Origin of the sequence: Streptomyces sp. NPDC017940, assembly GCF_044328435.1 — a bacterium.
In the GTDB taxonomy this organism is placed as follows: domain Bacteria; phylum Actinomycetota; class Actinomycetes; order Streptomycetales; family Streptomycetaceae; genus Streptomyces.
The window spans coordinates 266,670-290,553 of sequence record NZ_JBIRHJ010000007.1; the positions used below are offsets into that span (position 1 = coordinate 266,670).

The 23,884-nt window shown below is 71.8% G+C and carries 25 protein-coding genes; 13 read left to right on the forward strand and 12 right to left on the reverse strand.

Annotation, left to right across the window (positions count from 1 at the left end; all coding sequences use genetic code 11):
- The first annotated feature begins 90 nt into the window (after positions 1 to 90).
- Positions 91 to 1,548, forward strand: a complete 1,458-nt coding sequence (locus tag ACH4DX_RS24790) for an NCS2 family permease (RefSeq protein WP_398115424.1) — start codon at positions 91 to 93, stop codon at positions 1,546 to 1,548.
- Between the two features lie 69 nt (positions 1,549 to 1,617).
- Positions 1,618 to 2,901: an XdhC family protein gene (locus ACH4DX_RS24795; RefSeq protein ID WP_398156734.1), complete on the forward strand. Its 1,284-nt coding sequence runs from the start codon at positions 1,618 to 1,620 to the stop codon at positions 2,899 to 2,901.
- Here ACH4DX_RS24795 and ACH4DX_RS24800 read toward each other — a convergent pair.
- A complete protein-coding gene (locus ACH4DX_RS24800; RefSeq protein ID WP_398156735.1) occupies positions 2,882 to 3,934 on the reverse strand; it encodes an SDR family NAD(P)-dependent oxidoreductase in 1,053 nt (350 codons plus the stop codon). The two genes, ACH4DX_RS24795 and ACH4DX_RS24800, sit on opposite strands and share 20 nt — an antisense overlap.
- Before the next feature lie 153 nt (positions 3,935 to 4,087).
- Between ACH4DX_RS24800 and ACH4DX_RS24805 the strand changes: the two genes are divergently transcribed.
- Positions 4,088 to 4,708: a TetR family transcriptional regulator gene (locus ACH4DX_RS24805; RefSeq protein ID WP_398156736.1), complete on the forward strand. Its 621-nt coding sequence runs from the start codon at positions 4,088 to 4,090 to the stop codon at positions 4,706 to 4,708.
- A gap of 71 nt (positions 4,709 to 4,779) precedes the next feature.
- Complete coding sequence (locus tag ACH4DX_RS24810; RefSeq protein ID WP_398115418.1) at positions 4,780 to 6,072, forward strand: cytochrome P450; 1,293 nt, start codon at positions 4,780 to 4,782, stop codon at positions 6,070 to 6,072.
- Between the two features lie 48 nt (positions 6,073 to 6,120).
- On the opposite strand, the gene ACH4DX_RS24815 is transcribed toward ACH4DX_RS24810, so the two are convergent.
- Positions 6,121 to 6,900 (reverse strand): polysaccharide deacetylase family protein, encoded by a 780-nt coding sequence (locus tag ACH4DX_RS24815; protein ID WP_398116100.1) that lies wholly within the window; start codon positions 6,898 to 6,900, stop codon positions 6,121 to 6,123.
- 244 nt (positions 6,901 to 7,144) lie between these two features.
- On the opposite strand from ACH4DX_RS24815, the gene ACH4DX_RS24820 reads away from it, so the two are divergent.
- Positions 7,145 to 8,032 carry an SDR family oxidoreductase gene (locus ACH4DX_RS24820; protein ID WP_398156737.1) on the forward strand — a complete coding sequence of 296 codons (888 nt, stop codon included), beginning with the start codon at positions 7,145 to 7,147 and terminating at the stop codon, positions 8,030 to 8,032.
- Positions 8,033 to 8,134: 102 nt separating this feature from the next.
- Here ACH4DX_RS24820 and ACH4DX_RS24825 read toward each other — a convergent pair whose 3' ends face one another.
- From ACH4DX_RS24825 to ACH4DX_RS24835, 3 genes are all read right to left on the reverse strand, one after another.
- Entirely contained in the window at positions 8,135 to 9,022 is an 888-nt protein-coding gene (locus ACH4DX_RS24825; protein ID WP_398115414.1) for a SigB/SigF/SigG family RNA polymerase sigma factor, read from the reverse strand.
- A gap of 213 nt (positions 9,023 to 9,235) precedes the next feature.
- Positions 9,236 to 9,652: a VOC family protein gene (locus ACH4DX_RS24830; protein ID WP_398115412.1), complete on the reverse strand. Its 417-nt coding sequence runs from the start codon at positions 9,650 to 9,652 to the stop codon at positions 9,236 to 9,238.
- A gap of 5 nt (positions 9,653 to 9,657) precedes the next feature.
- Positions 9,658 to 10,164 carry a helix-turn-helix transcriptional regulator gene (locus ACH4DX_RS24835; protein ID WP_398156738.1) on the reverse strand — a complete coding sequence of 169 codons (507 nt, stop codon included), beginning with the start codon at positions 10,162 to 10,164 and terminating at the stop codon, positions 9,658 to 9,660.
- 147 nt (positions 10,165 to 10,311) lie between these two features.
- On the opposite strand from ACH4DX_RS24835, the gene ACH4DX_RS24840 reads away from it, so the two are divergent.
- The 3 genes from ACH4DX_RS24840 (at position 10,312) to ACH4DX_RS24850 (ending at position 12,514) form a co-directional block, all read left to right on the forward strand.
- Complete coding sequence (locus tag ACH4DX_RS24840) at positions 10,312 to 10,476, forward strand: hypothetical protein (RefSeq protein ID WP_398156739.1); 165 nt, start codon at positions 10,312 to 10,314, stop codon at positions 10,474 to 10,476.
- A 267-nt stretch (positions 10,477 to 10,743) separates the two neighbouring features.
- Positions 10,744 to 12,129, forward strand: a complete 1,386-nt coding sequence (locus tag ACH4DX_RS24845; protein WP_398156740.1) for a cation:proton antiporter — start codon at positions 10,744 to 10,746, stop codon at positions 12,127 to 12,129.
- On the forward strand, positions 12,122 to 12,514 hold the full coding sequence (locus tag ACH4DX_RS24850) for a hypothetical protein (RefSeq protein ID WP_398115404.1): 393 nt from the start codon (positions 12,122 to 12,124) through the stop codon (positions 12,512 to 12,514). The genes ACH4DX_RS24845 and ACH4DX_RS24850 overlap by 8 nt, the downstream gene beginning before the upstream one ends.
- 38 nt (positions 12,515 to 12,552) lie before the next feature.
- Here the strand turns inward: ACH4DX_RS24850 and ACH4DX_RS24855 are convergent, their stop codons facing one another.
- Together ACH4DX_RS24855 and ACH4DX_RS24860 are read right to left on the reverse strand one after the other, a co-directional pair.
- Positions 12,553 to 13,452, reverse strand: coding sequence for a phosphorothioated DNA-binding restriction endonuclease (locus tag ACH4DX_RS24855; RefSeq protein ID WP_398156741.1), 900 nt, complete (start codon positions 13,450 to 13,452; stop codon positions 12,553 to 12,555).
- 140 nt (positions 13,453 to 13,592) lie between these two features.
- On the reverse strand, positions 13,593 to 14,003 hold the full coding sequence (locus ACH4DX_RS24860; protein ID WP_398115400.1) for a hypothetical protein: 411 nt from the start codon (positions 14,001 to 14,003) through the stop codon (positions 13,593 to 13,595).
- Between the two features lie 349 nt (positions 14,004 to 14,352).
- Between ACH4DX_RS24860 and ACH4DX_RS24865 the strand changes: the two genes are divergently transcribed.
- From ACH4DX_RS24865 to ACH4DX_RS24880, 4 genes are all read left to right on the forward strand, one after another.
- Positions 14,353 to 15,375 carry a winged helix-turn-helix domain-containing protein gene (locus tag ACH4DX_RS24865; protein WP_398156742.1) on the forward strand — a complete coding sequence of 341 codons (1,023 nt, stop codon included), beginning with the start codon at positions 14,353 to 14,355 and terminating at the stop codon, positions 15,373 to 15,375.
- A 294-nt stretch (positions 15,376 to 15,669) separates the two neighbouring features.
- The gene (locus tag ACH4DX_RS24870; protein ID WP_398156743.1) at positions 15,670 to 16,140 is read left to right on the forward strand and encodes a UvrD-helicase domain-containing protein; all 471 of its coding nucleotides are present in this window, start codon (positions 15,670 to 15,672) and stop codon (positions 16,138 to 16,140) included.
- A 190-nt stretch (positions 16,141 to 16,330) separates the two neighbouring features.
- Entirely contained in the window at positions 16,331 to 16,840 is a 510-nt protein-coding gene (locus ACH4DX_RS24875) for an EF-hand domain-containing protein (protein ID WP_398115394.1), read from the forward strand.
- A 170-nt stretch (positions 16,841 to 17,010) separates the two neighbouring features.
- A complete protein-coding gene (locus tag ACH4DX_RS24880; protein ID WP_398156744.1) occupies positions 17,011 to 17,604 on the forward strand; it encodes a superoxide dismutase family protein in 594 nt (197 codons plus the stop codon).
- 172 nt (positions 17,605 to 17,776) lie between these two features.
- On the opposite strand, the gene ACH4DX_RS24885 is transcribed toward ACH4DX_RS24880, so the two are convergent.
- Positions 17,777 to 18,934 carry a histidine decarboxylase gene (locus ACH4DX_RS24885; RefSeq protein WP_398156745.1) on the reverse strand — a complete coding sequence of 386 codons (1,158 nt, stop codon included), beginning with the start codon at positions 18,932 to 18,934 and terminating at the stop codon, positions 17,777 to 17,779.
- Here ACH4DX_RS24885 and ACH4DX_RS24890 point away from each other — a divergent pair.
- Positions 18,933 to 19,535 carry a hypothetical protein gene (locus ACH4DX_RS24890; protein ID WP_398156746.1) on the forward strand — a complete coding sequence of 201 codons (603 nt, stop codon included), beginning with the start codon at positions 18,933 to 18,935 and terminating at the stop codon, positions 19,533 to 19,535. The genes ACH4DX_RS24885 and ACH4DX_RS24890 overlap by 2 nt on opposite strands.
- A 5-nt stretch (positions 19,536 to 19,540) precedes the next feature.
- On the opposite strand, the gene ACH4DX_RS24895 is transcribed toward ACH4DX_RS24890, so the two are convergent.
- From ACH4DX_RS24895 to ACH4DX_RS24910, 4 genes are all read right to left on the reverse strand, one after another.
- Positions 19,541 to 20,308, reverse strand: coding sequence for an ABC transporter permease subunit (locus tag ACH4DX_RS24895; RefSeq protein ID WP_398156747.1), 768 nt, complete (start codon positions 20,306 to 20,308; stop codon positions 19,541 to 19,543).
- Positions 20,305 to 21,240: an ABC transporter ATP-binding protein gene (locus tag ACH4DX_RS24900; RefSeq protein WP_398156748.1), complete on the reverse strand. Its 936-nt coding sequence runs from the start codon at positions 21,238 to 21,240 to the stop codon at positions 20,305 to 20,307. The genes ACH4DX_RS24895 and ACH4DX_RS24900 overlap by 4 nt, the downstream gene beginning before the upstream one ends.
- Positions 21,241 to 21,449: 209 nt before the next feature.
- Complete coding sequence (locus ACH4DX_RS24905) at positions 21,450 to 22,115, reverse strand: response regulator (protein WP_398156749.1); 666 nt, start codon at positions 22,113 to 22,115, stop codon at positions 21,450 to 21,452.
- Positions 22,112 to 23,218: a sensor histidine kinase gene (locus tag ACH4DX_RS24910; protein WP_398156750.1), complete on the reverse strand. Its 1,107-nt coding sequence runs from the start codon at positions 23,216 to 23,218 to the stop codon at positions 22,112 to 22,114. Before ACH4DX_RS24910 ends, ACH4DX_RS24905 begins: the two co-directional genes overlap by 4 nt.
- Between the last annotated feature and the right edge of the window lie 666 nt (positions 23,219 to 23,884).

Sequence of the window (23,884 nt, forward strand, 5' to 3'; positions counted from 1 at the left end):
AGCCAACGCACCATCCCAAATCCCGCGGTCTCCACAGGCGCGTACGCGTGTCTGGTGCGGGTGCCCCTATGAACCTTGGGAGTAGGCACCATGACCCAGCAGTCACTGGAGCCGAGGACCACCGCCGAGGACGCGGGCTCCGGCTCGCGCGTCCCGGCCGGGCGGTCCTGGCTCGACCGGTACTTCCACATATCCCGCAGAGGATCGACGGTCGCGCGTGAGGTGCGCGGCGGCATCACCACCTTCATGGCGATGGCGTACATCGTCCTGCTCAACCCGCTGATCCTGTCCGGCAAGGACGCGGCGGGCGACACCATGGGGCAGAAGGCCCTCATCACCGCCACGGCGCTCGCCGCCGCCGTCACCACCCTGCTCATGGGCTTCGTCGGCAAGGTGCCGCTGGCCCTGGCCGCCGGACTCTCGGTGTCCGGAGTGATCTCCTCGCAGGTCGCGCCCGAGATGACCTGGCCGCAGGCCATGGGCATGTGCGTGCTGTACGGCGTCGTGATCATGCTCCTTGTCGTCACCGGGCTGCGCGAAATGATCATGAACGCGATCCCGCTCGCCCTCAAGCACGGCATCACCATGGGCATCGGTCTGTTCATCGCCATCATCGGCCTGGTCAAGAGCGGCTTCGTCCACCAGGGCAAGGCGACTCCGCTGACCCTAGGCCCCGGCGGCGAGCTCCAGGGCTGGCCCGTCCTGCTCTTCGCGGGGACCCTGCTCCTGATCTTCATGCTCCAGGCCCGCGACACCCCCGGCGCCATCCTGATCGGCATCATCACCGGCACCGCCGTCGCCGTCGCCCTGAACGCGATGGACGTCATCGACCCCGAGCAGTGGGCCAACGGAGCGCCCGAGCTGCACGGCGGCGCGGTCTCCTCGCCCGACTTCTCGCTCTTCGGGGACGTCGAGTTCGGCGGCTGGGGCGAGGTCGGCGCGATGACGGTCGGCATGATCGTCTTCACTCTCGTCCTCGCGGGCTTCTTCGACGCCATGGCGACGATCATCGGCGTCGGTACCGAGGCCAATCTGGCCGACGACAAGGGCCGCATGCCGGGCCTGTCCAAGGCACTGTTCATCGACGGTGCCGGCGGCGCCATCGGCGGTGTCGCGGGCGGCTCGGGCCAGACCGTCTTCGTGGAGTCCGCGACCGGTGTCGGCGAGGGCGCCCGCACGGGCCTCTCCTCCGTCGTCACCGGACTGTTCTTCGCGGCCTGCCTGTTCTTCACGCCCGTCACCGCGATCGTCCCGCAGGAGGTCGCGTCCGCCGCGCTCGTCGTCATCGGGGCGATGATGATGATGAACGCACGGCACGTCGACTGGGCCGACCGCGCCACGGCGATCCCGGTCTTCCTGACCGTGGTCCTGATGCCCTTCACCTACACCATCACCACCGGTGTCGCGGCGGGCGTCATCGCCTGGGTCGCCATCAAGATCGCCCAGGGCAGGGCACGGGAGATCGGGGCCTTCATGTGGGGCCTCACGCTGATCTTCCTCGTGTACTTCGCCCTGAGTCCCGTCGAAAGCTGGATGGGCGTCCACTGAGGCGCCACCGTCCGCCCCGTACCGCGGAGCCTCTCGGGGAGGCTCCGCAGACTCCCCGAGGAGACCGACATGCTGGACATCGCCGAAGAGCTGGACCGGTGGGTCGAGCAGGGACGCGCGTTCGCCGTCGCCACCGTGGTGGCGGTCGGCGGCAGCGCGCCCCGGCAGCCCGGCGCCGCCCTCGCCGTCGACAGCGAGGGCACGGTGATCGGGTCGGTCTCGGGGGGCTGCGTGGAGGGCGCGGTGTACGAGCTGTGCCGGCAGGCGCTCGACGACGGCGAGACCGTCCTCGAACGCTTCGGCTACAGCGACGACGACGCCTTCGCCGTGGGTCTGACCTGCGGCGGTGTCATCGACATCCTGGTCGCACCGGTCCGCGCGGACAGCCCCGCGCGGCCGGTGCTCGGCTCCGCGCTCGCCGCCGCCGCCCGGGGGGAGGCAGCGGCGGTGGCGCGGGTCACCGAGGGCCCCGCCGAGCTGATGGGGCGGGTGCTGCTCGTCCGCGCGGACGGCGGCGCCGGACCGGAGGGAGTCGCGCACGGCGACGGCCCCCCGTACGACGAGGAGGCTCCGCACACGGCGGCGGCCGGGTACGAGGGCGGGCTCGGCGGCCATCCCGATCTGGACCTGACCGTGGCCGCGGAGGCCCGGGCCCTGCTCGACGCGGGGTGCACCGGGACCGTCGTGATCGGTGCGCGGGGGTCGCGCTGCGGGGAGCCCCTGACCGTCCTCGTCGAGTCCTCCGTGCCGCCGCCCCGCATGATCGTCTTCGGGGCCATCGACTTCGCGTCCGCCCTCGTACGGGTCGGCAAGTTCCTCGGCTATCACGTGACCGTGTGCGACGCCCGGCCCGTCTTCGCCACCCCCGCCCGCTTCCCCGACGCCGACGAGGTCGTCGTGGAGTGGCCGCACGAGTATCTGGAGCGCACCGGGACCGACGGCCGCACCGTCCTGTGCGTGCTCACGCACGACGCCAAGTTCGACGTGCCGCTGCTGCGGCTCGCGCTGCGGCTGCCCGTGGCGTACGTGGGCGCGATGGGGTCCCGGCGCACGTACCTGGAACGCAACCGCCGACTGCGCGAGGTCGGCGTCGGCGACGTCGAGCTCGCGCGGCTGCGCTCACCCATCGGGCTCGACCTGGGGGCGCGGACGCCGGAGGAGACCGCGCTGTCCATCGCGGCGGAGATCGTCGCCGTCCGGCGGGGCGGCCAGGGGCGTTCCCTCGCCGGGGGGCACACGCCCATCCACCACGAGGGCGGCCCGGTGGTCGCGCTGCGCGCCCGTCCCGAGGCGCCGGACGTACTCCCCACCGCGTCGCGCTCCGCGGGCGTCCTCAAGCGCCGGACGGGCTGAGACCGCCGCGCGTTCCTTCCCGGCCGCCGGTCGGCAACGCGTAGCGTACGTCGGTCAGTTCCTCCGAGAGTTCCCACAACAGGCGGGCGGTCTCCGGATCCGTCGCCCGGGCCGCCAGCGCCACCCGCTCGGGAGCGCCGCGGAGTTCCGCGACGCCGTCGGGCCCGAAGAGGTCACCGCCCGTCGCCTCCGCGGCCGTCGCCGCGTACAGCTGGGGGAGGGCGCCCCGCTCGGGCTGCTGGGCCAGGGGCTTGAGGGGCGTGCCGAAGAGGAGTCTGGGCAGGCCCGTGGGGGAGCTGGTCTGGAGCCGGGTCGCCGTGTAGCCGGGGTGGGCCAGGACACTGCGTATCCCGCTGCCCGCAGCCGTCAGACGGCGGTGCAGCTCATGTCCGAAGACGGCGTTGGCCAGCTTGGACCGGTGGTAGAACGCCATCGGCCTGTACGTGTGCCCGCCCGTGAGGTCGTCCGTGAGGTCGTCGAAGGACAGGCGGGCCTGCCGGTGGTTGACCGACGTCACGGTGACCACGCGGGAGCCGGAGCCGTCCGGCAGCAGGCCGAGCAGCAGGCCCGTCAGCGCGAAGTGGCCCAAGTGGTTGGCCGCGAACTGGAGCTCGTGGCCCTGGGGGCTGAGCGTCCGCGGAGGAGCCATCACGCCCGCGTTGTTGACGAGGACGTCCAGCCGGGGGTGGTCGGCGCGCAGTCCGGCGGCGAACGCGCGGACCGAGTCCAGGTCGGCCAGGTCGAGCCGGCGCACCTCCAGGCGGTCCGCGAGGCGGTCCGCGACGCGGTCGTCGAGGGGGTCGTCGGGGCTGTCGTCGAGGCCTGCCCGTGGCTGCTCCGCCGCGAGCGAGGCGACCGCGGCCCGTCCCTTCGCCTCGTCGCGCACCGCGAGGATCACGTGCGCGCCCCGGTGGGCGAGTGCCCGGGTGGTCGCCAGGCCGAGGCCGCTGTTGGCTCCGGTGACGACGCACACCCGGCCGGTCTGGTCCGGTATGCGGCCTGCGTTCCAGCCGTGCTGCTGCCGTTGCGTCATGCGGCACACTCTGCCTCTGGTGGCATCGAGTGTCAACGCGGCAGTAAGTGTCAACGCGGCAGTAAGCGCCAACCTGGCAGTAAGTGCCAACTTGGTAGTGAGTGCCTATCTGGCAACGAGTGTCATGCGAGGCATGGCGTGTAGCATGGCGCGGTGAGTTCCCGCAGTGACACCAGCCTCGCCGAGCGCAAACGGCAGCTCGTGGCGGACGAGTTGACCGAGGCCGCGCTACAGGCGCTCGCCCGCAAGGGGTTCGACGCCGTCACGGTCGACGAGATCGTGACCGCGGCGGGCGTCTCCAAGCGGACGTTCTTCCGGTACTTCGCGTCCAAGGAGGACGTGGTCGTCCAGTTCCTCGCGGGCATGGGCACCGACATCCGCGCGGAGCTGGCGGCGCGCCCCGCCGCCGAGCGCCCGTCGGTGGCGCTGCGGCACGCGGTCTGGGTGCCCCTCGGGCAGTGCGCCGACCACGGCGAGCGGGCGCTGCGCGTCGTCCGGCTCATCCTGCGCACGCCCGCGCTGTACGCCCGCTTCCTGGAGCGCCAGGCCGAGTGGCGCGACGAGTTGGCTGCGGAGCTGGCGCGCCGCCTCGGCCTCGACGGCGAGGCGGAGCTCTATCCGCGCCTCGCCGCCGCCATGGCCCTCGACGCCTTCGACGCCGTGCTGCACCGGTGGAGCGCCGACGGCGGCGCCGAGGATCCCGCGGCGCTGACCGACCGGGCGTTCGCCGTCGTCGCACCGGCCCTTGACGCGGGCGCCGGACGGGGCGCCTGAGGCGCGGGCGCCCCGGCGGGGCCCGCTCGTGCCCTTTCGCCGGGGGGCCGCGGTCGGGCACCATGAGGAGGGTGGACCGGCAACAGCACGCCAGGCTCGACGAGTTGATGCGCGACCCGTATCCGCTGTACGCCCGCGCCCGGCGTGCCGAAGGCCTCACCTACGTACCGGAGTTCGGCGCCTGGCTGGTCGCCAGGGACGCCGACGTCCGAGAGGTCCTGCGCAGACCGAACGTCTTCTCGTCGGAGAACGCCGTGCGCCCGGACGCAGCCCTCTCGGGCGCGGCCCAGGCCGTCCTCGGCCTCGGCACCGGTGCCCGCCGCCGCGTCGTCATCACCGCGGACGGCCCGGCGCACCAGCGCCTGCGCACACCCATCGTCCGCGGCCTCACCCCGACCCGCGTCGCCGCCGTCCTTCCGTACGCGGCCGAACGGGCCGCCGCGCTGGCCGACGCCTTCGCGGGACCGGGGCGCGACCGGCACGTGGACGTGCTGGACGCGTACGCGATGCGCCTGCCGGGCCAGGTGATCGGGCACGTCCTCGGCTTCGACCCGGCGGACGTGCCGCTCGTCGTGCGCGGCGGCCACAGCATCGAGCAACTGCTGTTCCGGCCGCTCTCCGAGGACGAACAGGTCGCCGCCGCCGAGGACATGGTCGCCCTCCAGCGCCTTCTTGAGGGCTACGTACGCGACCGCCACGCCGCCCCGCGCGACGACCTGTGCAGCGAGATGGTCACCTCGCTCGCGCCCGACGACGGCGAGCCCGACGAGTCCGACCCCGCGGGTGACAACCCGGGCCACGCGGACGCGGGACCCGAACTCACCGTCGGCCAGCGCGGCGAACTCGTGTCGCACCTACAGAACTTCCTGCTCGCCGGGCACCTCACCACCACGGCCCTGATCGGCACGACCCTGCTGCACCTGCTGCGCCACCCCGCGCAGTGGAAGCTGCTGTGCGAGGAGCCCGAGCGGATCCCCGCGGCCATCGAGGAGGCGGCCCGCTTCGACACCGCGTTGCAGGGCTTCCGCCGGATCACCACCCGGGCCGTCACCCTCGCGGGCACCGAACTGCCCGCGGGCGCCGAGGTGCTCGTCGGCTTCGGCGCGGCGGGCCGGGACGAGGCACGGTACGCGCGCCCCGACGTCTTCGACATCACCCGCACCCCGGTCGCCCGGCACGTCGCCTTCGGCCTGGGCGCCCACGCCTGCCCCGGCGCCCTGCTCGCCCGCGAGCAACTGCGCCTGACCCTGGAGCTGTTCACCCGGCGCTTCCCGGGGCTGCGGCTCGCCGGGGACGGGGCGGCGGTGCGGATGCGGCCGACGCTGATCCACCGCTCGCCTGAGGCGCTGTACGTGACGTGGTGAGCGGAGGGGCCCCGTCCGCCGCCGGGTGCGGCCCGGAGCGGAGAGGCCCTAGCGGTAGACCTTGCCCGCCTCGGCCTTGCCGGGGGCGAGCAGCTGCGGCACGGTCACGAAGACGTACCCGCGCTTCTTGAGTTCGTCGATGATGCCGGGCACCGCGGGGACCGTGCCCCGGTAGATGTCGTGCAGCAGGATGATGCCGTCCCGGCTCGACTGTTCGAGGACCCGCTTCCGTATCAGGGCCGGGTCGTTCGTCGTGTAGTCCTTCGCGGTGACCGTCCACAGGATCTCGGAGAGCCCGAGGTCGCGCGAGATCTTGTTCACGGTGTCGTTGGTGCGGCCCTGCGGCGGCCGCATCAGCGTGGGCTTCTTGCCGATGAGCTTCTCGATCGCCTTGTTGGGGCGCTCCAGCTCGGCGCGCGCCTCCGCCGGGTCGATCTTGGTGAGGATCTTGTGCGACCAGGTGTGGCTCGCGACCTCGTGCCCCTCCGCGTCCATCTGCTTGACCAGCTCGGGGTACTTCACGATGTGGTTCTTGCCGAGCGTGAAGAACGTCGCGGGCACGGCTTTCTGCTTGAGGATCTTCAGCAGGCGGGGCGTGTTCTCGCTCGGGCCCGCGTCGAAGGTCAGCGCGATGCACTTGGCCTTGCGGCAGTCCACCGTGCCGAACGCGCCCCGCTCGGCGGGGCCCGCGTGCGCCGCGTCCTTGCGGACGGTGCTGGGGGAGACCGTCTCCAGCTTGGTGCAGCCGGTCAGGGCCACGGTCGCGGCCAGCGCGGACAGCCCGAGAAGGGTCGTACGGCGGCGCAACCTCGGCACGGGCTTCCGCATCTTGTGTAGGGCGAGCATGGGTGCACTATACACAGGGTGTATAGCCGGGATAGCGACCGCTCCCGGGTCCGGACGGGGTGCGTGCGCCGCAGGGGGCGCGTGCGGTGCCGTACCCCGGGAGTGGGTGACGGCGCCACGGGGACGAGGGTGTGAGGCGCGTTCGGCTGGGCACTCGACGCGGAGCGGACAGACAGGAAGATTCCGCCCTATTGCCCCACCGATCCGACCAAGGAGAACCGGAGCGATGAAAGACGCAGGCCGCCCCGACGACCCGACGACCGCCCACCCCCGCCCCGACTTCCCGCAGCAGGAACAGGAGCACCCGGGCTGGACGGGACCCATGGACCCGCCGCCGGACCACGGCGAGGACTCCTACCGGGGCAGCGGCCTCCTGCGGGACCGAGCGGCGGTCCTGACCGGCGGCGACTCCGGCATCGGCCGTGCCGTCGCCCTCGCCTACGCCCGGGAGGGCGCCGACGTGCTGTTCACCCACCTGCCCGAGGAGGCGGATGAGGCGCGCGAGACGGTCCGCCTGGTCGAGGAGGCGGGCCGCACCGCCGTGGCGGTGCCCTGCGACCTGCGCGAGGAGGAGCAGTGCCGGGCGGTGGTGGAGCGTGCCGTCGCCGAGTTCGGACGCATCGACGTCCTGGTCAACAACGCCGCGTACCAGATGTCGCAGCCGGACGGGATCGGCGCCATCACCACCGAGCAGTTCGACCGCGTCGTCCGCACCAACCTGTACGCGATGTTCTGGCTGTGCCGCAGCGCCGTGCCGCACATTCCCGCGGGCGGCTCCATCATCAACACCACGTCGGTGCAGGCCTACAAGCCGAGCCCGCACCTGCTCGACTACGCGATGACCAAGGGCGCCATCGTCACCTTCACGCAGGGCCTCGCCCAGATGCTGGCCGAGGACGGGATCCGCGTGAACGCCGTGGCGCCGGGGCCCGTCTGGACGCCCCTGATCCCCGCGACCCTCCCCGACACCGCGGAGTTCGGCAAGCAGGCGCCGCTGGGGCGGCCCGCCCAGCCCGCCGAGATGGCACCGGCGTACGTCTTCCTCGCCTCGTCCCAGGCCGGGTTCATCACCGCCGAGATCCTGAACGCCACGGGCGGGACCCCGCTGCCCTGACCGGTGCCGTGACCGGTGCCCTGACCGGGCCGACCGGGCCTCCGTCCGGCCGCCCGCCGCCCTCGACGCGCCCGCCGCCCCCGACGCCGCTCGCCCACCCGCTCAGGAGGCGATGCCCAGGGCCTCGGCACGCACCTTGCGGCACGACTTGGTGATGAGGCGCGAGACGTGCATCTGCGAGAGGCCGAGTTCCTCGGCGATGCTGCTCTGCGTCATGTCGCGGAAGAACCGCAGGTAGAGGATGGTCTGCTCGCGCTCGGGCAGTCGGCGCAGACCGTCCCTCGCCCCCTGTCGGTCCACGACCAGGTCGAACCCGGGGTCGGAGTCGCCGAGGGTGTCGGCGAGGCTGTAGCCGTCGTCCCCCGCGACGGTCATCTCGGCGTCCAGGGACAGGGACCGGTAGGCGTCCAGGGCTTCGAGGCCGTCGCGGACCTCCTGGGGGGCCAGCGCCGTGTGCTCGGCGAGCTGGGTGACGGTGGGTTCGGGGCTGCCCGGGGTCTGGGTGAGCTCGCGGCGCGCGTAGCGGATGCGGTTGCGCAGGTCCTGGACGCGGCGGGGCACGCGGACGTCCCAGGTGTGGTCGCGGAAGTGGCGGCGCAGTTCACCGGTGATGGTGGGCACGGCGTAGCTCTCGAAGGCACCGCGCCCCGGCTCGTAGCGGTTGACCGCCTTGACCAGGCCCATGGCGGCGACCTGGCGCAGGTCGTCGAGGTTCTCGCCGCGGTTGCGGAACTTGTTGGCGATGCGGTGGGCCATCGGCAGCCAGGCGGCGACCAGTTCCTCGCAGAGCAGCTCGCGCTCCTGGCCCTCGGGCAGGCCCGCCAGGTGCTCGAAGGCCTTCTCCGTGTCCGGGCGGTCGTCGTGCGGGTGCCGTGCGGCTGTGCCGGTGGGCTTCGCGGCTGAGCGGGTGGGCTCGGGGGCTGTGCCCGTCGGCTCCGTAACCGCGTCAGCGGGCTCCGTGGCTGTGCCGGTGGGCTTCGTGGTGGGCATGGATTGCTCCTCGGCCGTGTCGACGTAAGTGGTGTCGCGGCACGGCCGTGCGCACAGCCCGACAGGGGGCGGTACGCGAGCGGTGATAACCGTCCCGCGAACGCGCCTCCTGTCCGAAGCACAATGATCGCCTGCCCCTGGTCCAGCACGGCAAACGGGTGAGCTTGCCACCGATCCTGAACGTCCGGAATCGCCGCCTCCCGCGTCACCGCCTCACTGCCCACGGGGCTGGGTGAAGCGCAGCATGTTGCCGGAGGGGTCGCGGAAGGCGCAGTCACGGACGCCGTACGGCTGGTCGACCGGTTCCTGGAGGACTTCGCCGCCCGCGGCACGGACGCGCTCGAAGGTGGAGTCGCAGTCGTCGGTCTGGAAGATGACCCCGCGCAGCAGGCCCTTGGCGAGCAGCTCCGCCATGGCCTGCTTGTCGGCGGCGGACGCGTTCGGGTCCGCGACCGGCGGTTCGAGCACGATGTTCACGTCGGGCTGCGCGGGGGAGCCCACGGTCACCCACCGCATGCCCTCGAACCCCACGTCGTTGCGCACCTCAAGGCCGAGTACGTCACGGTAGAAGCCGAGCGCCTTGTCGTGGTCGTCGACGGCGATGAAGCACTGCGAAAGCTTGATGTCCATGCGCCTCACGCTACGGGCGGCGGCCCGGGACGCGCTTCTTCGATCCTGACCGAAGTCGGCTCCTCGGCGCCGGGCGCGGGCGTCCTGACCGGAGGTGGCTCCCAGGCGCCGCTCGGCGGCGTCCTGACCGGACGTGTGTAGATCTTGGCGACGCAGGCCGGGATGCCCGCGCCGTCGCCGTGGTCCCGGGACCGGTACGCGCTCGGGCTCTCACCGACCAGCTCGGTGAACCGCGAGCTGAACGACCCCAGTGACGTACAGCCGACCGCGAAGCAGACCTCCGTGACCGACAGGTCGCCCCGACGCAGCAGCGCCTTGGCCCGCTCGATCCGCCGCGTCATCAGATAGCTGTACGGCGTCTCCCCGAAGGCGGCGCGGAAACTGCGGGAGAAGTGTCCCGACGACATCAGGGCGGCACGCGCGAGAGCCGGCACGTCGAGGGGCCGCGCGTAGTCGCGGTCCATGCGGTCGCGGGCCCGGCGCAGCCGGACGAGGTCCTCGAGCGATGTCACCCGAGCAGGATCCCACAGAGGCTCCAGGCGGTCGCTGGTATCCTTTACTGAGTCATTACGCTCCATTGAGCGGAAGTGCGCTCATTTTGCGAGCGTGCGAGGCGTACGGACGGACGTCCCGTACCGGCGGGTGGAGGGGGCATGGACATGGGGGCACATCTCCCCGTCCTGGACGTCGTGCCCGCGCCCGTCCGCACGGTCCGCCGCCCCGAGGTGCGGACTCCCCGGGCGGTGCGTGCCGACAACGCCGCCCGCGACGGCGTTCCTGAACCCGACGGCCGCGGTCGCCGCATCGGCGCGCGGCGCCGCTGACGCCTCCGGGCTCCGTTCGCGAGGGCTCTACGGCTTGCGGTGCCCGGCGCCGCTGCCCGGTGCCCGGCGCCTTCGCCCGGCGCTCACTGCCCCGACGTCCGGCACCCGTTGCCCGGTCCCCAGCGCAGGAGCGGCACGCGGTCGTACCCGCCCGGGCGGCCGGTGCCAGGCACCCGGCCCACAGCAGCAAGACCGCCCTGCCCGGGGACGGCACCAGGGAAGGCGTGGACGCCGCCGCCGAACTCATCTGTGGAGGAGAGAGAACCCGTGCACGACACCACTGCCATGCTGATCGAGCTCGGGGCGATCATCCTCGGCCTTGGCGTCCTCGGGCGCCTCGCGGGACGGGTGGGCTTCTCGCCGATCCCCCTGTACCTGCTCGCCGGGCTCGCCTTCGGCCACGGCGGCATCCTGCCGCTGCGGGCCAGCGAGGAGTTCACCGCCACCGGCGCGGAGATAGGCGTCATCCTGCTCCTGCTGCTGCTCGGCCTCGAGTACAGCGCCTCCGAACTCGTCGACAACCTCCGGACGCAGTACCCCTCCGGGGCGGTCGACCTCGTCCTGAACGCGGTGCCCGGCGCCGCCGCCGCCCTCGTCCTCGGCTGGGGTCCCGTCGCGGCCGTGGCCCTGGCCGGAGTCACCTGGATCTCGTCGTCCGGCGTGATCGCGAAGGTCCTCGGCGACCTGGGCCGCCTCGGCAACCGCGAAACCCCCGTCGTCCTCGGCGTCCTGGTGATCGAGGACCTGGCCATGGCCCTCTACCTGCCGATCCTCACGGCGCTGCTCGCGGGCGTGAGCCTCGCGGGCGGCGCCCTCACCCTGCTGATCTCCCTGGGCACCGTCGGCGCCGTCCTCTACCTGGCCCTGCGCCACGGCCGCCTCATCAGCCGCGCGGTGTCCTCCGACAACGCCGAGATGCTGCTCCTCGTGGTGCTCGGCCTGGCCCTGCTGGTCGCGGGCATCGCCCAGGAGCTCCAGGTGTCGGCGGCGGTAGGGGCGTTCCTCGTCGGCATCGCGCTCTCCGGCGAGGTGGCCGAGGGCGCGAGCACCCTCCTCACCCCGCTGCGGGACCTGTTCGCCGCCGTCTTCTTCGTCTTCTTCGGCCTGTCCACCGACCCCGCGGACATCCCGCCGGTGCTGCTGCCCGCCCTCGCCCTGGCCGTCGTCACCACCCTGACCAAGATAGCCACCGGCTGGTACGCGGCCCGCCGGGCGGGAGTGGGCCGGGCAGGCCGCTGGCGCGCGGGCGGCACGCTCGTCGCCCGGGGCGAGTTCTCCATCGTCATCGCGGGCCTCGCGGTCGGCGTGGAACCCCGCATCGGCCCGCTGGCCACCGCGTACGTCCTGATCCTCGTCGTACTGGGCCCGCTCACCGCCCGCTTCACCGAGCCGCTCGCCCGCCGCGCCTCCCCCCTCGTCACCGGCCTGGTCACCGGCCGCCTCACCGGTCGCGGGGCGCCGACGCGGTCCGCGGTGGTGGCGGCCGGGAGGCGACGGGAGGGGCCACCGGAAGGTCCGCGGGAGGGTCCACCGGATGGCCGTCCGGTGAAAGAATCCATCCGCTCCCGGGACCGGCGCGAACGCCTGCCGGTCTCGCCCGCGGGTGAGGGAGCGGCAGGCGCAGACGGCAGGAAGGACCGCGAGCATGATTGAGTGGGTGCGGCTCAGTACGGGCGCGAGGGCCGTTCCACAGCCCGTCGCCACCCCCTTCGTCTGGTCGGCGGCGTTCGTCGGCGCCCTCTTCCTGGTCTCCCTCTCCAATCACCTGGGTGGCCACGGAGAACCCACGGCCGCCCTCGTCGCCCTGTCCCTCCTGGCGGCCCTCCTCGGCCTCTGCGCCCGCTTCACCGCCGCCCCCGGCACCGCCGTCCTGTGCTGGCTGTTCCTCAACACCTTCGGCATCCCGCCCGCGGGCCGGCTCACCTGGGCGGGCCACCGCGACACGGTGTGGCTCGCGTGCCTGCTGGCGGCGACGGTGGTGGGGACGGTGGTGGGCCGGTTGATGAACGCGCGGGCCGCGTACCGCAGGGTGAGTTAGGCGTGCCCTGCACCCCGGTGGGGGAGCGGGGGACGTGGTCATCCGACAGGCGGCGCTGAGGCGGGGGAGCCCCGGAAGACTTGGCGGGTGTGCCAGGCGCGGTGGGGCGCGGCGACGGGCCGGCTGCCGGGCCGCGGGCCCAGGAGGGGCCGTCCGGCCAGTGCCGTGACGTGTTCGTGGGCGGCGGCGCTGCGGCCGGCGAAGCTCCGGGAGACCAGGACGCGGTGCTCGTCGCCTATGCCGAGGACGCCCCGGTCGAAGAGCTTGTGGTGCAGGGAGCACAGGCACAGCCCGTTGTCGACGTCGTCCGGCCCGTCGAACGCCCACCAGCGCACGTGCGCGGCCTCCAGGCCGACGGGAGCGGAGTCGAGCACGCCGTCGTAGCCGCAGAAGGCGCACCGGTACTCGTAGGCGGTCAGTACGACCTCCCGCATCCGCCGGTCCCGCTGCCGCCTCCCGGCAAAGGCCAGTGCCTGCGTCTCCGCCAACTCCAGTTCCAGGCCCGCCGCGTCGCACAGGTCCTGGTGCAGGGAGGGCGGGAAGTGCAGGTCGAGCAGGACCCTGGCCATACGGCCCAGCAGCGAGGGGTCCCGCCCGAGCACCGCCCGCAGGTCCGGGGCAAGACGCCCGGCGGCCCCGCTGGCCCGCAGCTCCCGTACCCCCGTGCCGGGGCTGCCGCCACCGCGATCGGTCCGCACCTCCCACACCCCGTCGCTGACCAGGTGGTGGAAGGGGTAGGCGGGCGTGGTCGTGCGCCCAGGACCGTACTCCGCGAGCAGACGCTTCAGATCCGCCTCCACCGCCGTGTACGCCAACTCGCCCTCGGCGTCGGCCTGGAACCGCCCCAGCGCGTACAGCAGCAGCAACGGCTTGTGCGGCGCCCGCGCACCGTCCCGACTCCACTGCCGCAGCCTCGCGACGCGCTCCAGCCAGTCCATGACGGTGATCCTAGACATGGCCGAAGGCGGACGGGCGGGGCGGTGCGGGCTGCCTCCGCCTCCGCCGCTGCCCCCGCCTCCGCCTCTGCCTCCGCCTCGAAGACGGTGCGTCGCCGCCTCGAAGGGACGAGTGCCGTACGTCAGTCAGCGATCCACCCGGAACTGGCGTTCACGCCCTTGAACTGAAGGTAGTACTTGGCTCCGGGCGTGGTGTTCTTGAAGATGACCGTCCACTGCCCCTTGACGGCGCGCTGCCATCCGTGACAGACGCCGGGCCTGCATACGCGCACGTCGCGGGTGTAGTTGGTCTTGATGTTGATGTCGTCGCAGTACCCCAGGACCGTGCTGTAGACACCCCGCGCGGGCCAGTAGGCAGGGTCGTCCGGGCCCGTACCGGGGTACCCCTGGTACGGGGACGCGTGGTCGTAACAGGCCCGGGGGCCGCGGTCGGACGCGGGCGCGTCGGAGGCCGCGTGCGAGGGCGCGGCCAGTGAACCGAGGGCTGCCGCCGTCGCGACCAGCACCGCTGCTGTTCGCCTGGTGTTGCTCACTGTTCCCCCCTGTGCGCCGCGGTGGACGGGGACGAGGATCGCATGGCTTTCTCTCCTGACGTGGTGACCGAGTGGTGGTGCCGGTGCCGGTGCCGGTGCCGGTGCCCGCGTGCCGAGGTACCGGGACGCGAGGGATGACCTCGTACGGCGGCTGGGGCGGCCGGGGCGGCCTTGTGATGCCGGGGCAGCCTCGGCAGCCGGGCAGTTCGCCGTCCGTACCGGCTCGGTTGCTGCCGGGAACAGCGTCCATGCCGTACGGCTCGTACCGCGACGTGATTCGGTCTGGACCGAACCACGACATTTCCCGGAGGATCGACGGGAACGTGCTTCCTGTGACGCGGGAGAGAGCATGGTCTACCGCATCCACTTCACGGTTGAGGACCTGGCGCGCACCCGAGTCGCGCAATCCCCGCCGCCGCTGATGGAACTCGCCGCCTCGGTACGGACCTTGCAGACACGCGGTCACCCGGCTCGCTTCGGAGCGTGGAAACGCCACGTGCGCACCGGTCTCGGCCCCCAGGCGCGGATGGTGCTGGATCTGATCCCGCCCAGCGGCTGGGCTCCCACCTTCTTGACCCGCACCGACGCCGGCAGTCCGAGGGAAGTGCTCCAGCGCGTTCGTGCCACGCCGCGTTCCCAGATCCGCAAGGACCTCGCCCACGTGGCGCAGTCGCACCCGCTCCCGGCGTGGACGAACCACCTGCCGAGCGACTCCACCCTGCTGAATCAGCTCTTCGACAGCTTGGAGCACGTCTGTACCGTGCTGTTGCTCGAGCACTGGCAGCAGATCGTCGGCGATACGTCGGCCGACCGGACGATGAGGATGCGCCAGCTGCTCGACGGCGGTATGGAACGCCTGCTCATGGGCCTGTACCCGCGGCGTATCCGGTGGAACCCACCCGTCCTGGAACTGGCGACGCTCTCCGGCTTCGACGGGGACCTGCATCTGGAGGGGCGCGGTCTTCTGCTCACTCCCTCGGTCTTCGCGCTCGAGTCACCGAGCATCGACATCGACGCCCGCCCCCAGCCCGTGCTGAGATACCCCATCAGCGAGCAGGCATCGGGGTCGTTCCGGTGCGCCTTGCCGGAGTCGCCGCCCGAGCGCCGGGCCCGTACGGCCGTGTCGTCGTTACTGGGACCCACCCGGGCCGCCGTGCTCGAAGCCATCGCGGACCACCCCGGCTGCACCACCAAACAACTCGCCACCCTCGCCCGCATCACCAGCCCCAGCGCCAGCGAACACGCCACCACCCTGCGCTCAGCCGGCCTGATCCATACGACGAGGCACCGCAACACCGCCCTGCACAGCCTCACCACGCTCGGGGCCGCGTTCTTGAACGTTCCGCCGGAGACGACGGGGCAGGGCCGGTGAGGGAGAGCCCCTGTCCACGCCGTCGCGCACCCTGCCGCTACGGTCGCGGACCGTCCTGTGATCGCTACTCCGCGTACGAGGGGGTTCGGCATGGCGGCGGGTGATTCGACTGCGCGACGAGCGCAGGAGGCACGGCGGCAGGAGCGGCTGCTGCGTGAGCACGAGGTTGGCCCGCGTTGCTGTCGGAGTGCCGCCGACTGTGTCCGGAGATGGTCCGTGCCATAGCCGACCATCTGGAACGCGTCTTCCCCCGACTACGAGGGGTCGGCGGTCGAGCAGAGGACGCCGTCGGCGGTGGAGCAACCACAACAGTCGGCTTCCGACGGGCTGTTCGACCTGGAAGGTCTGCGGGACGCGGCCCTGGAGGAGGCACTGCGGGCCCCGATCGAGCAGTGGATGACCTTCCTCCATCCTGATCAGGTAGCGCTGGTGCGCCGCAACTGGTCGGGTCCGGCTCGCATCAGCGGCCCGGCGGGCACGGGAAAGACCGTGGTCGGGCTGCACCGCGCCGCCTACCTCGCCAGGCGTACCGGTGGCCGGATCCTGTACGTCACGTTCGCCAACAACCTGCCCCGCGTGCAGGGAACCTTCCTCAGGGCCATGTCCCCGGCGGTCGCGGACCGGGTGGAATTCCGCAGCCTGCACTCCTGGGCGCAGGAGTTCCTACAGGCGCGGGACGTCCCGGTGCGACTGCTCCGCAGTCAGCTGTTCGTGGCGATGACTCGAGCACGTGACTTGCTGTGGCTGGGCAGTGTGGCTCGGTAGCGGCGGCACGCCCGTGCGGGTCGACCCGGTCAAGAACGAGACATGTCACCGCGCTGCGTCGACTACCGCCTGCGGGGGCCGGTGGCGGAGCGAGTGACGCTGTACACGGCGCCGGAAGGGTGACCGACCTGTCGAAGGGTCGTTCACGGAGCGGGCGACGATCGAGCCCAGAGCCCATGAAGGGGACCCGATGGACACGACCACCGCCAAGCGCCACATCTTCACCATGCTGGACACGGACGGCGACGGAGTCATCTCCCGCAAGGAGTACCTCGCCCGCCCCGAACGTGCGGCGGCCGCGCTGGGGCGTGACGGGGATGACCGTCTTCTCTCCCTCGCCCGCACGGCTCATGAACGGGTGTACGCGTCGATGGACGTGAACGGCGACGGGAAGGTGACCTTCGAGGAGTACGCCAGGTGGGCGGGCGCTGAGGCATTCGATGACGTCTGTAGGCAAGCGCTGGGGTCGTTGTTCGACCTGGCGGACGTCGACGGGGACGGCGTCCTGGACCGGGCCGAGTTCACCAGGCTGCGTTCGGCGCTGGGCAACCAGAGCGAGAACGCCGAGGCGGCGTTCGACGCACTGGACGCCGACGGCGACGGGCTCATCGACCGGGACGAGTACTTGAACTCGATCCGCTCCTACGTCTCTGAGGGAACGTCACCCATGAACGAGGCCCTGCACCACAACCCACGGTGACCACGGCGACCACCGCGCGTCCCGCGCATACCGTCCGCACCCGCAGATTCCTACTGTTATCGGATTCCCCCGACGGACACTCCCGGCACGGCGTACCGTGGTAGAGCGCCCACGAGCACGGACAGAGAGCCCCGGAAGGGGCCTGACCTGGTGATACGAGGAGCTTGGCCATGGTGCCATCAGCACTTGCCTCGGCCGTGGCGGCGGTTGTCCTCAGCGCGGCCGGAATCAGCGCCGGAAGCGCGGGACACAACGCCGGAAGCACTTCCCCCCACGGTTCGGGTAACGGCAAGACCGACAACGTCCAGGTGCGCGCGGAGGGACGGTTCGTGCCACCCGGCGCGCCCACTCCGTCGTCCGCGATCACGTACGTACAGCAACTTGTCCCCGTCGGCTCCTGGGCCCAGGTGTCGCAGCGCAGCGATCAGCGCGGCACCCGCGTCGACCTGCGTGTGAGGGGACTCCAGCCGGGTTACAAGTACGGCGTGCACGTGCACCAGAAGCCCTGCGGTCAGAAGCCGACCGACGCGGGCGGGCACTACCAGAACAAGCCGTCCACCGACCCCCACGACACCAACCCGGACAACGAGGTGTGGCTCGATTTCACCGCCCGGAAGGATGGTTCGGGCAAGGCGTCCGCCTCTCACACCTGGGGATTCCGGCGCGGTGAGGCGGCGGCGATCGTGATCCACCGCGAGCAGGGCGGCGCCGGAGAACGACTCGCGTGCCTCAGCGTGCCGTTCGCCCCGCCCCCGGGGTCGTAACCGACCGCAGACGCCGAGGGCGCCCCCTGCCGGTGCCCGCCGCGGCCCGCGCAACAGCGGTCGCTGGGATTCGTGGCGCCGATGGAGAAGGCGCTGCGATCAGTACGAGCAACTGTCTGGTCCACCCGGCGGGACAGTGCCCCTTGACCGCACTCGGCATCGCAAGGTCACGTCAGTTGCGCAGGTCGGCGCAGAGTCTGTCGATGTGTTCGCCGGTGACGTGCGGCATGGCGATGAGGTGGGCACGGTCGCCGACCGTCAGCAGGTTCCAGCGTCTGCACAGGGCGGCGGTGGGCATGTCGAAGAGCACGGTGTTGCTGCCGGGGGCGCGTTCGGGGTGATGACCCTCCTCGCGCAGGCGTTGTTCGGCGTATTCGGCGGTGGCCAGGCAGTGGGCGACTCGGCGCTGGAGGCCGGTCCGGCCGAGCCTGCGCAGTTCGTACCACAGGAGCAGGGGGGTGAAGGCGTCGCGGGAGCCGGTGATGGTGTCGTCGTCGCTGCCTACCGCGATGCCCGGGCGGCGAATCGCCTCGACGTGTTCGGGCCTGGTCAGGGCGATACCGCAAGGGAAGGGCGCGCCGAGCATCTTGTGCCCGCTCAGGGCGACACTGTCGGCGCCGGACTCGAATGCCCACGGCCTGGGCTCCGGGGCGAGCGCTGCGATCAAGCCGCCGAACGCGGCGTCGGAGTGGATGTGGACCTGGTCGGTCCCCGCGTCCGCGAGCGTCCCGCGTACGCCCGCCAGGTCGTCTTCGGTACCCCCGGTGGTCGTCCCGATCGTGGTCACCACGACCGCGGGACGGCCGCTGTGACAGGAGTGGTGTCGGCGCAGGGCAGCCAAGTCCATCGCACGGTCGTGCCCCACCTCCACGGCGACGTAGTCCATCCGCAGCAGGCGGGCGATCTTCGGCAGGGAGTAGTGAGTGATCTGCGAGGCGTACAGCACGGCTTCGGGGAACCGCTCCCGCCCTACGTAGCAGCCGTAGAGGTTGCTCTCCGTGCCGCCGGTAGTGACGTACCCGAAGGCATCCTCCTGGCCGGCCAGACGGGCGAAGAATGACACCACCGCCCGCTCGAACACCTTGCTGTGCAGCTTGTATTCGCTGGTAGTGGGCGGTCCGCCGACGTTGTTGCCGTGCACTTGGAGAAAGTCCGCCAGCGGACGGTAGTCGAAGTCCATGTTCACCGGGAAGCCGAGCATGTGATCGCGCTCGCCCAGCATCTGCGCGGCCATCTCCTTCAGGAGCGCCACGTCCCGATCGGAGCCACTGCTGCTCCCGGTCGGGTCGTCAGGTATCCGCACGTCGTCGGCCAAGGGGTGGTGCACCATGAGGAATCCTCTCGATCGTGCCTGCTTCTCTGCGGTGGTGGATTCTCTTCTGCTGTTCTGGCGGTTTCTCGGCAGCGGCCCAGGTGCGAGGGCGGGGCTACGGCGAGTGTCGGATGATGCCGCGCCGCATGACGAAGTCGACGGCACCCATCACGTCGATGTCGCGCAGCGGATCACCCGGTACGGCGACAAGATCGGCTTGTGTGCCCGGTCCGATCGTGCCGAGGTCGGGGCGCTGGAGGAGTTCGGCGGCTGGTATCGCTCAAGGGAGCTCCTGCCTGCCGAGAGCTGCCGGACAGCGGACCTCCGGCGAGGAACCACACGCAGAGAGGTTCCTCGGTTCGCCCTGTTCCCTGGAAAACAGGGCGAAAAACGCTCTCACGGCATGACTCATACACTCGCCGTCTGCCTCGCCGGCGGACGCCCGCTCAAGGTCACCGTGCTCGACGATGGCGAGGGAGAACCCGGCGGCGACGAACACGGCGCAGGCGAGCGTGCGGAGCAGGGCCGGGAGCAGCAGCAGGACCTCGGGCACCGTGCCACCCCCGTCCCCGTCCACGTCCACGTAAGGGATGGCGAACCGCTGCGACAGAGGCTGTGAGCCCGTCACACGTCGCGGCGGCGCAGCCTCCGGGCGGCGATGGCCAGCAGGATCAGGGTGTACGTGGTCACCAGCGCGAGCGAGGGCCAGGCGCCGAGGGAGCCGACCGCCTCCGGGCTCGCGTCGGAGGTCTGCGTGAGCTTCTCCAGGGCGGCGGTCGGGGTGGCGCCCGCGATCCACCGCTGCGTGTCGCCGAGGAGCGGGCCGAACAGCGAGGGCAGCAGCAGGACGGCGATCACCGCGGTCACGGCCCCGGCCGAGTGCCGCACCAGGACCCCGATGGCCAGGCCGAGGACGCCCACGACCGCGAAGAGCCCGCCGATCCCGAGCAGCGCGGGCATGGGTTCCCCGCGCCCGTACTCGCCGTCCTCAAGGATCGCGCCGCCCAGCAGGTAGGCCGCCGTGCAGGAGACCAAGGAGAGGCCGTACAGCAGCCCGGCGAGCAGTACGGCCTTCGCGGCGAGCACCCGGCCGCGGCGGGGCACGGCGGCGAGTGTGGAGGTGACGGTACCGCTGGCGTACTCGCCGCACACCGTCAGCGCGCCCACCACCGCGGCGATCATCAGCGACACGACGCTGAGGGTGAGGCTGCCGCCCAGGACCGTGTCGTCGGGCTGGAGGCTGCCGCTGAGCCCCACGAAGACGGCGCCGACCACGGTGGTCGGGCCGATGGCCGCCGTCGTCCAGCGGGTCGAGCGGAGGCTCGCGAACTTCGTCCACTCGAAGGCCAGGGCCTCGCGGAAGCCCGGCCGCCGTGCGGTGAGGATGCTCATGGGATCAGCTCTTTCACGTCCTGTGCGCTGCCCCGGTACTCCACCGAGGCCCGTGTCATCGCGGTGTAGATCTCCTCCAGGGAGGAGAACAGCGGGGTCAACTCGTGCAGGGCGATGCGCTGTTCGCGGGCCAGCTCGCCGATCGCGGCGGGCGCGAGTCCTGCGACCCGCCAACCACCGCGCGCATCGAGCTGCACCGCCGCGCCCGACCGCTCCAGCAGGGCACGCATCCGTTCGGCCTCGCCTTCGGCGGTACGAACGAGCGTGGTGCCCTGCGAGTGGGTCTCGATGAACTCCCGCATGTCGGTGTCGGCGAGCAGCCGCCCCCTGCCGATCACGATGAGGCGGTCCGCGGTCAGCTCCATCTCGCTCATCAGGTGGCTGGAGAGGAAGACCGTCCGCCCCTGTGCGGCAAGGGACTTGAGGAGCGCGCGGATCCAGCGGATGCCCTCGGTGTCCAGGCCGTTGACCGGCTCGTCGAGGATCAGTACCTCGGGGTCGCCCAGCAGCGCGGCCGCGATGCCGAGCCGCTGGCCCATGCCGAGGGACAGCCCCTTGGCCCGCTGGTCCGCCACGTCGCCGAGCCCGACCATCTCCAGGACGGCGTCCACCTGGCCCCGGGGGATGGCGTTGGACCGTGCCAGGCCCAGCAGGTGCTGCCGCACACCGCGCCCGCCGTGCACGCCCTTGGCGTCCAGGAGCGAGCCGACCTCGCGCAGGGGCGCGGCGAGGCGGTCGTAGCGGCGGCCGCCGATCGTGACCGTGCCCGCGCTGGGAGTGTCCAGGCCGAGGATCATGCGCATGGTGGTCGACTTGCCCGCGCCGTTGGGGCCGAGGAAGCCGGTCACGAGGCCCGGCCGCACCGTAAAGGTCAGCCGGTCGACGGCGGCCCTGTCGCCGTATCGCTTGGTCAGTTCCCGTGCTTCGATCATGCCACTGACGCTACGGACGCCAGGCGTACCCGGGCATCTGCCGCCGGGAGTCGGCTGCTGCTCCCACGGGAGTACGAGTCGTTGGGAGTTGGCCGCTGCTCCCACGGGCCACGAGTCGTCGGGAGTTGGCCGCTGCTCCCACGGGAGTACGCGCCGTCGGGAGTCGCCTACTGCTCCCACGGGGGAGTGCGCGCCTCGCCCCGTGCGCTTCAGCCCTCCCCGGGCCGCACCAGACCGGTCTCGTACGCGAGCACCACCAACTGTGCCCGGTCCCGCGCGCCCAGCTTGGTCATGGCTCGGCTGACATGGGTCTTCGCGGTGAGGGGCGACATGATCAGGCGCCCGCCGATCTCGTCGTTCGACAGGCCGCGCCCGACCAGGGCGAGCACCTCGCGCTCCCGGTCGGTCAGCGGATCGAGGCGCTCCCGCGCCTCGGCCTCCGGCCGCTTGAGCCGCGCGAACTCCTCGATCACCCGCCGTGTCACCGCCGGCGCGAGCAGCGACTGCCCGGCCGCGACGGTACGGATCGCGTCCCGCAGATCGTCGGGGTCGACGTCCTTGAGCAGGAAGCCCGCGGCCCCGGCGCGCAGCGCCTCGAAGACGTACTCGTCGGCTTCGAAGGTCGTCAGGACGAGGACGCGCACCCCGTCGAGGACCCGGTCGGCGACGATGCGGCGCGTGGCCTGGAGCCCGTCCGCCCGGGGCATGCGGATGTCCATGAGCACCACGTCGGGCCGTGTGGTGCGGGCCAGCTCGACGGCCTCGACGCCATCGGCGGCCTCGGCGACCACGACCAGGTCGTCGGTGAGGTCGAGCAGGGCACGGAAGCCCGCCCGCACGACGGTCTGGTCGTCGGCGAGCAGCACCCGGATCACGCCCCCTCCAGCGGCAGAACCGCCCGGACCCGCCAGCCCCCGCCCGACACGGGCTCCGCCTCGACGCTCCCGCCCGCGGCCGCGGCCCGCTCCCGCATGCCGATCAGGCCGTAGCCGTCCCCCGTGCCCGCGCTGTCGGCGGGCGGCCCGTCGTCCGTCACCTCCACCACCAGGGCGTTCCAGATCAGGCCGACCCAGATGGCCGCGTGCCGCGCCCGCGCGTGCTTGATCACGTTGGTCAGTGCCTCCTGGACGATGCGGTGCGCGGCCAACTCCACCACCGGGGGAACCGCACGGCCACCTGTGTCCTGGCGCAGCGAGACCGACACTCCCGCCGCCCGCACGTGCTCGGCCAGCTCCCCGAGTTGTTCCAGGCGCGGCGCCGGGTCCTTCCCCGCCTCGCTCCGGTCCTCCCGCAGCACCTTCACCGTCGCGCGCAGCTCCCGCACCGCCTCCTTCCCCGAGGCCCGCACCTGCCGCATCGCCGCCCGGGCCACCTCGGGCCGCTTGTCCAGCGCGTCGAGCGCGAGCCCCGTCTGCACGGTCATCGCCGTCACGGTGTGCGCCACCACGTCGTGCAGTTCCCTCGCGATCCGCACCCGCTCCTGCTGCACCTTGCGCCGCGCTTCGCCTTCCCGCTCCGCCTCGGCGCGGGCCGCACGGTCGGCGTACTCCCGCATCAACTCCTGCCGCCCGCGCACCACTTCACCGAGAAGCAGCGGTACGAGCGGCCAGAGCATCTCCAGCAGTGGCGCCCCCTGCGGCTGCGCCACGTCGATGCCCGCGACGAGCGACACGACCCCCGAGGCCAGGGCTGCGATCACCGCCGTCCGCGACGTCCGCCGCCGATCCCCCTGCACGGCGAGGGCGTACAGCGCCACCATCACCGGCAGATTCAGCAGCTCCCCGATGTGCCCGTACAGCGCCCAGCCCGCACACGCCCCGCCCGTCACCACGCTGACGGCCACCGGCCACCGGCTGCGCACCAGAAGGGCCGCGACGGAGACGCCGTACAGGAGCCAGGTCAGCCAGTCGGCCTGCCGGTGGCCGGGATCGTTGACCGCCGCGTCCGCGCCGGTGAAGACGGCCACGACCGATGCCACGGCCAGATCCGCCAGACGCGGGGGCAGAGGCCACGGAACCCGCCGCGGACGAGGTGCAGGAGTCGTCACCTTCCTCACCGTATGCGGCCGATGCGCGCGACGCGTACGCCACAAGGAGTACACACCCCCGCCGCGCGTTCCCCAGCGGCCCCTCCCGGCCCTGTTCTCCTTCTACAACCCTGTAGACCGAGGGTTCCTGAACATCACTCATACGAAGGAGCGGACGCCACGTCCCGGTCTGCGACCTGGAGGCGATCACCTCAGGCGACGGCACGCCCGGGCCGACGACCGGCTGACGCCCAGGAAAGGGCCCAGCCGCGGAGTCGATAAGAACAGGACGAGCTTTCACCGGTCGGGATTCCGCGGGCCTGTGGTGTGTGAGGCGCGAGGTGCCGAAGGGGGCGAAGGGTTGAACGGCTTCCAGGTCATACCCGGCATATCCAGTACCAAACATGCCAGAGGGAAGCTTCCCTGTAGGTTCAAAAAGCTTCCGTGGCCAACGATTTCGTTGACCCGTCTCCCATGAGCGTGTCAGTCTTCCAATGTCACCTCTGGTAAGGGCTGGCCTCCTTGTGAACAGGACTCACTTACCTCTCCTCCGAAGTCCGTCGCGCGCCAGGAAGAAGCCGACCTCTCATCGGCTACCCGGCAACAGAAGAGGACTCA

Bases quoted from the DNA above. Each gene is read 5' to 3' on its own strand.
- ACH4DX_RS24875 (WP_398115394.1), top strand. From the start codon at position 16,331: ATGGACACGACCACCGCCAAGCGCCACATCTTCACCATGCTGGACACG.
- ACH4DX_RS24825 (WP_398115414.1), bottom strand. From the start codon at position 9,022: ATGCCCACCACGAAGCCCACCGGCACAGCCACGGAGCCCGCTGACGCG.
- ACH4DX_RS24890 (WP_398156746.1), top strand. From the start codon at position 18,933: ATGAGGAATCCTCTCGATCGTGCCTGCTTCTCTGCGGTGGTGGATTCT.
- ACH4DX_RS24820 (WP_398156737.1), top strand. From the start codon at position 7,145: ATGAAAGACGCAGGCCGCCCCGACGACCCGACGACCGCCCACCCCCGC.
- ACH4DX_RS24840 (WP_398156739.1), top strand. From the start codon at position 10,312: ATGGGGGCACATCTCCCCGTCCTGGACGTCGTGCCCGCGCCCGTCCGC.
- ACH4DX_RS24850 (WP_398115404.1), top strand. From the start codon at position 12,122: ATGATTGAGTGGGTGCGGCTCAGTACGGGCGCGAGGGCCGTTCCACAG.
- ACH4DX_RS24895 (WP_398156747.1), bottom strand. From the start codon at position 20,308: ATGAGCATCCTCACCGCACGGCGGCCGGGCTTCCGCGAGGCCCTGGCC.
- ACH4DX_RS24795 (WP_398156734.1), top strand. From the start codon at position 1,618: ATGCTGGACATCGCCGAAGAGCTGGACCGGTGGGTCGAGCAGGGACGC.
- ACH4DX_RS24885 (WP_398156745.1), bottom strand. From the start codon at position 18,934: ATGGTGCACCACCCCTTGGCCGACGACGTGCGGATACCTGACGACCCG.
- ACH4DX_RS24880 (WP_398156744.1), top strand. From the start codon at position 17,011: ATGGTGCCATCAGCACTTGCCTCGGCCGTGGCGGCGGTTGTCCTCAGC.
- ACH4DX_RS24815 (WP_398116100.1), bottom strand. From the start codon at position 6,900: ATGCGGAAGCCCGTGCCGAGGTTGCGCCGCCGTACGACCCTTCTCGGG.
- ACH4DX_RS24855 (WP_398156741.1), bottom strand. From the start codon at position 13,452: ATGGACTGGCTGGAGCGCGTCGCGAGGCTGCGGCAGTGGAGTCGGGAC.
- ACH4DX_RS24865 (WP_398156742.1), top strand. From the start codon at position 14,353: ATGGTCTACCGCATCCACTTCACGGTTGAGGACCTGGCGCGCACCCGA.
- ACH4DX_RS24790 (WP_398115424.1), top strand. From the start codon at position 91: ATGACCCAGCAGTCACTGGAGCCGAGGACCACCGCCGAGGACGCGGGC.
- ACH4DX_RS24830 (WP_398115412.1), bottom strand. From the start codon at position 9,652: ATGGACATCAAGCTTTCGCAGTGCTTCATCGCCGTCGACGACCACGAC.
- ACH4DX_RS24800 (WP_398156735.1), bottom strand. From the start codon at position 3,934: ATGACGCAACGGCAGCAGCACGGCTGGAACGCAGGCCGCATACCGGAC.
- ACH4DX_RS24900 (WP_398156748.1), bottom strand. From the start codon at position 21,240: ATGATCGAAGCACGGGAACTGACCAAGCGATACGGCGACAGGGCCGCC.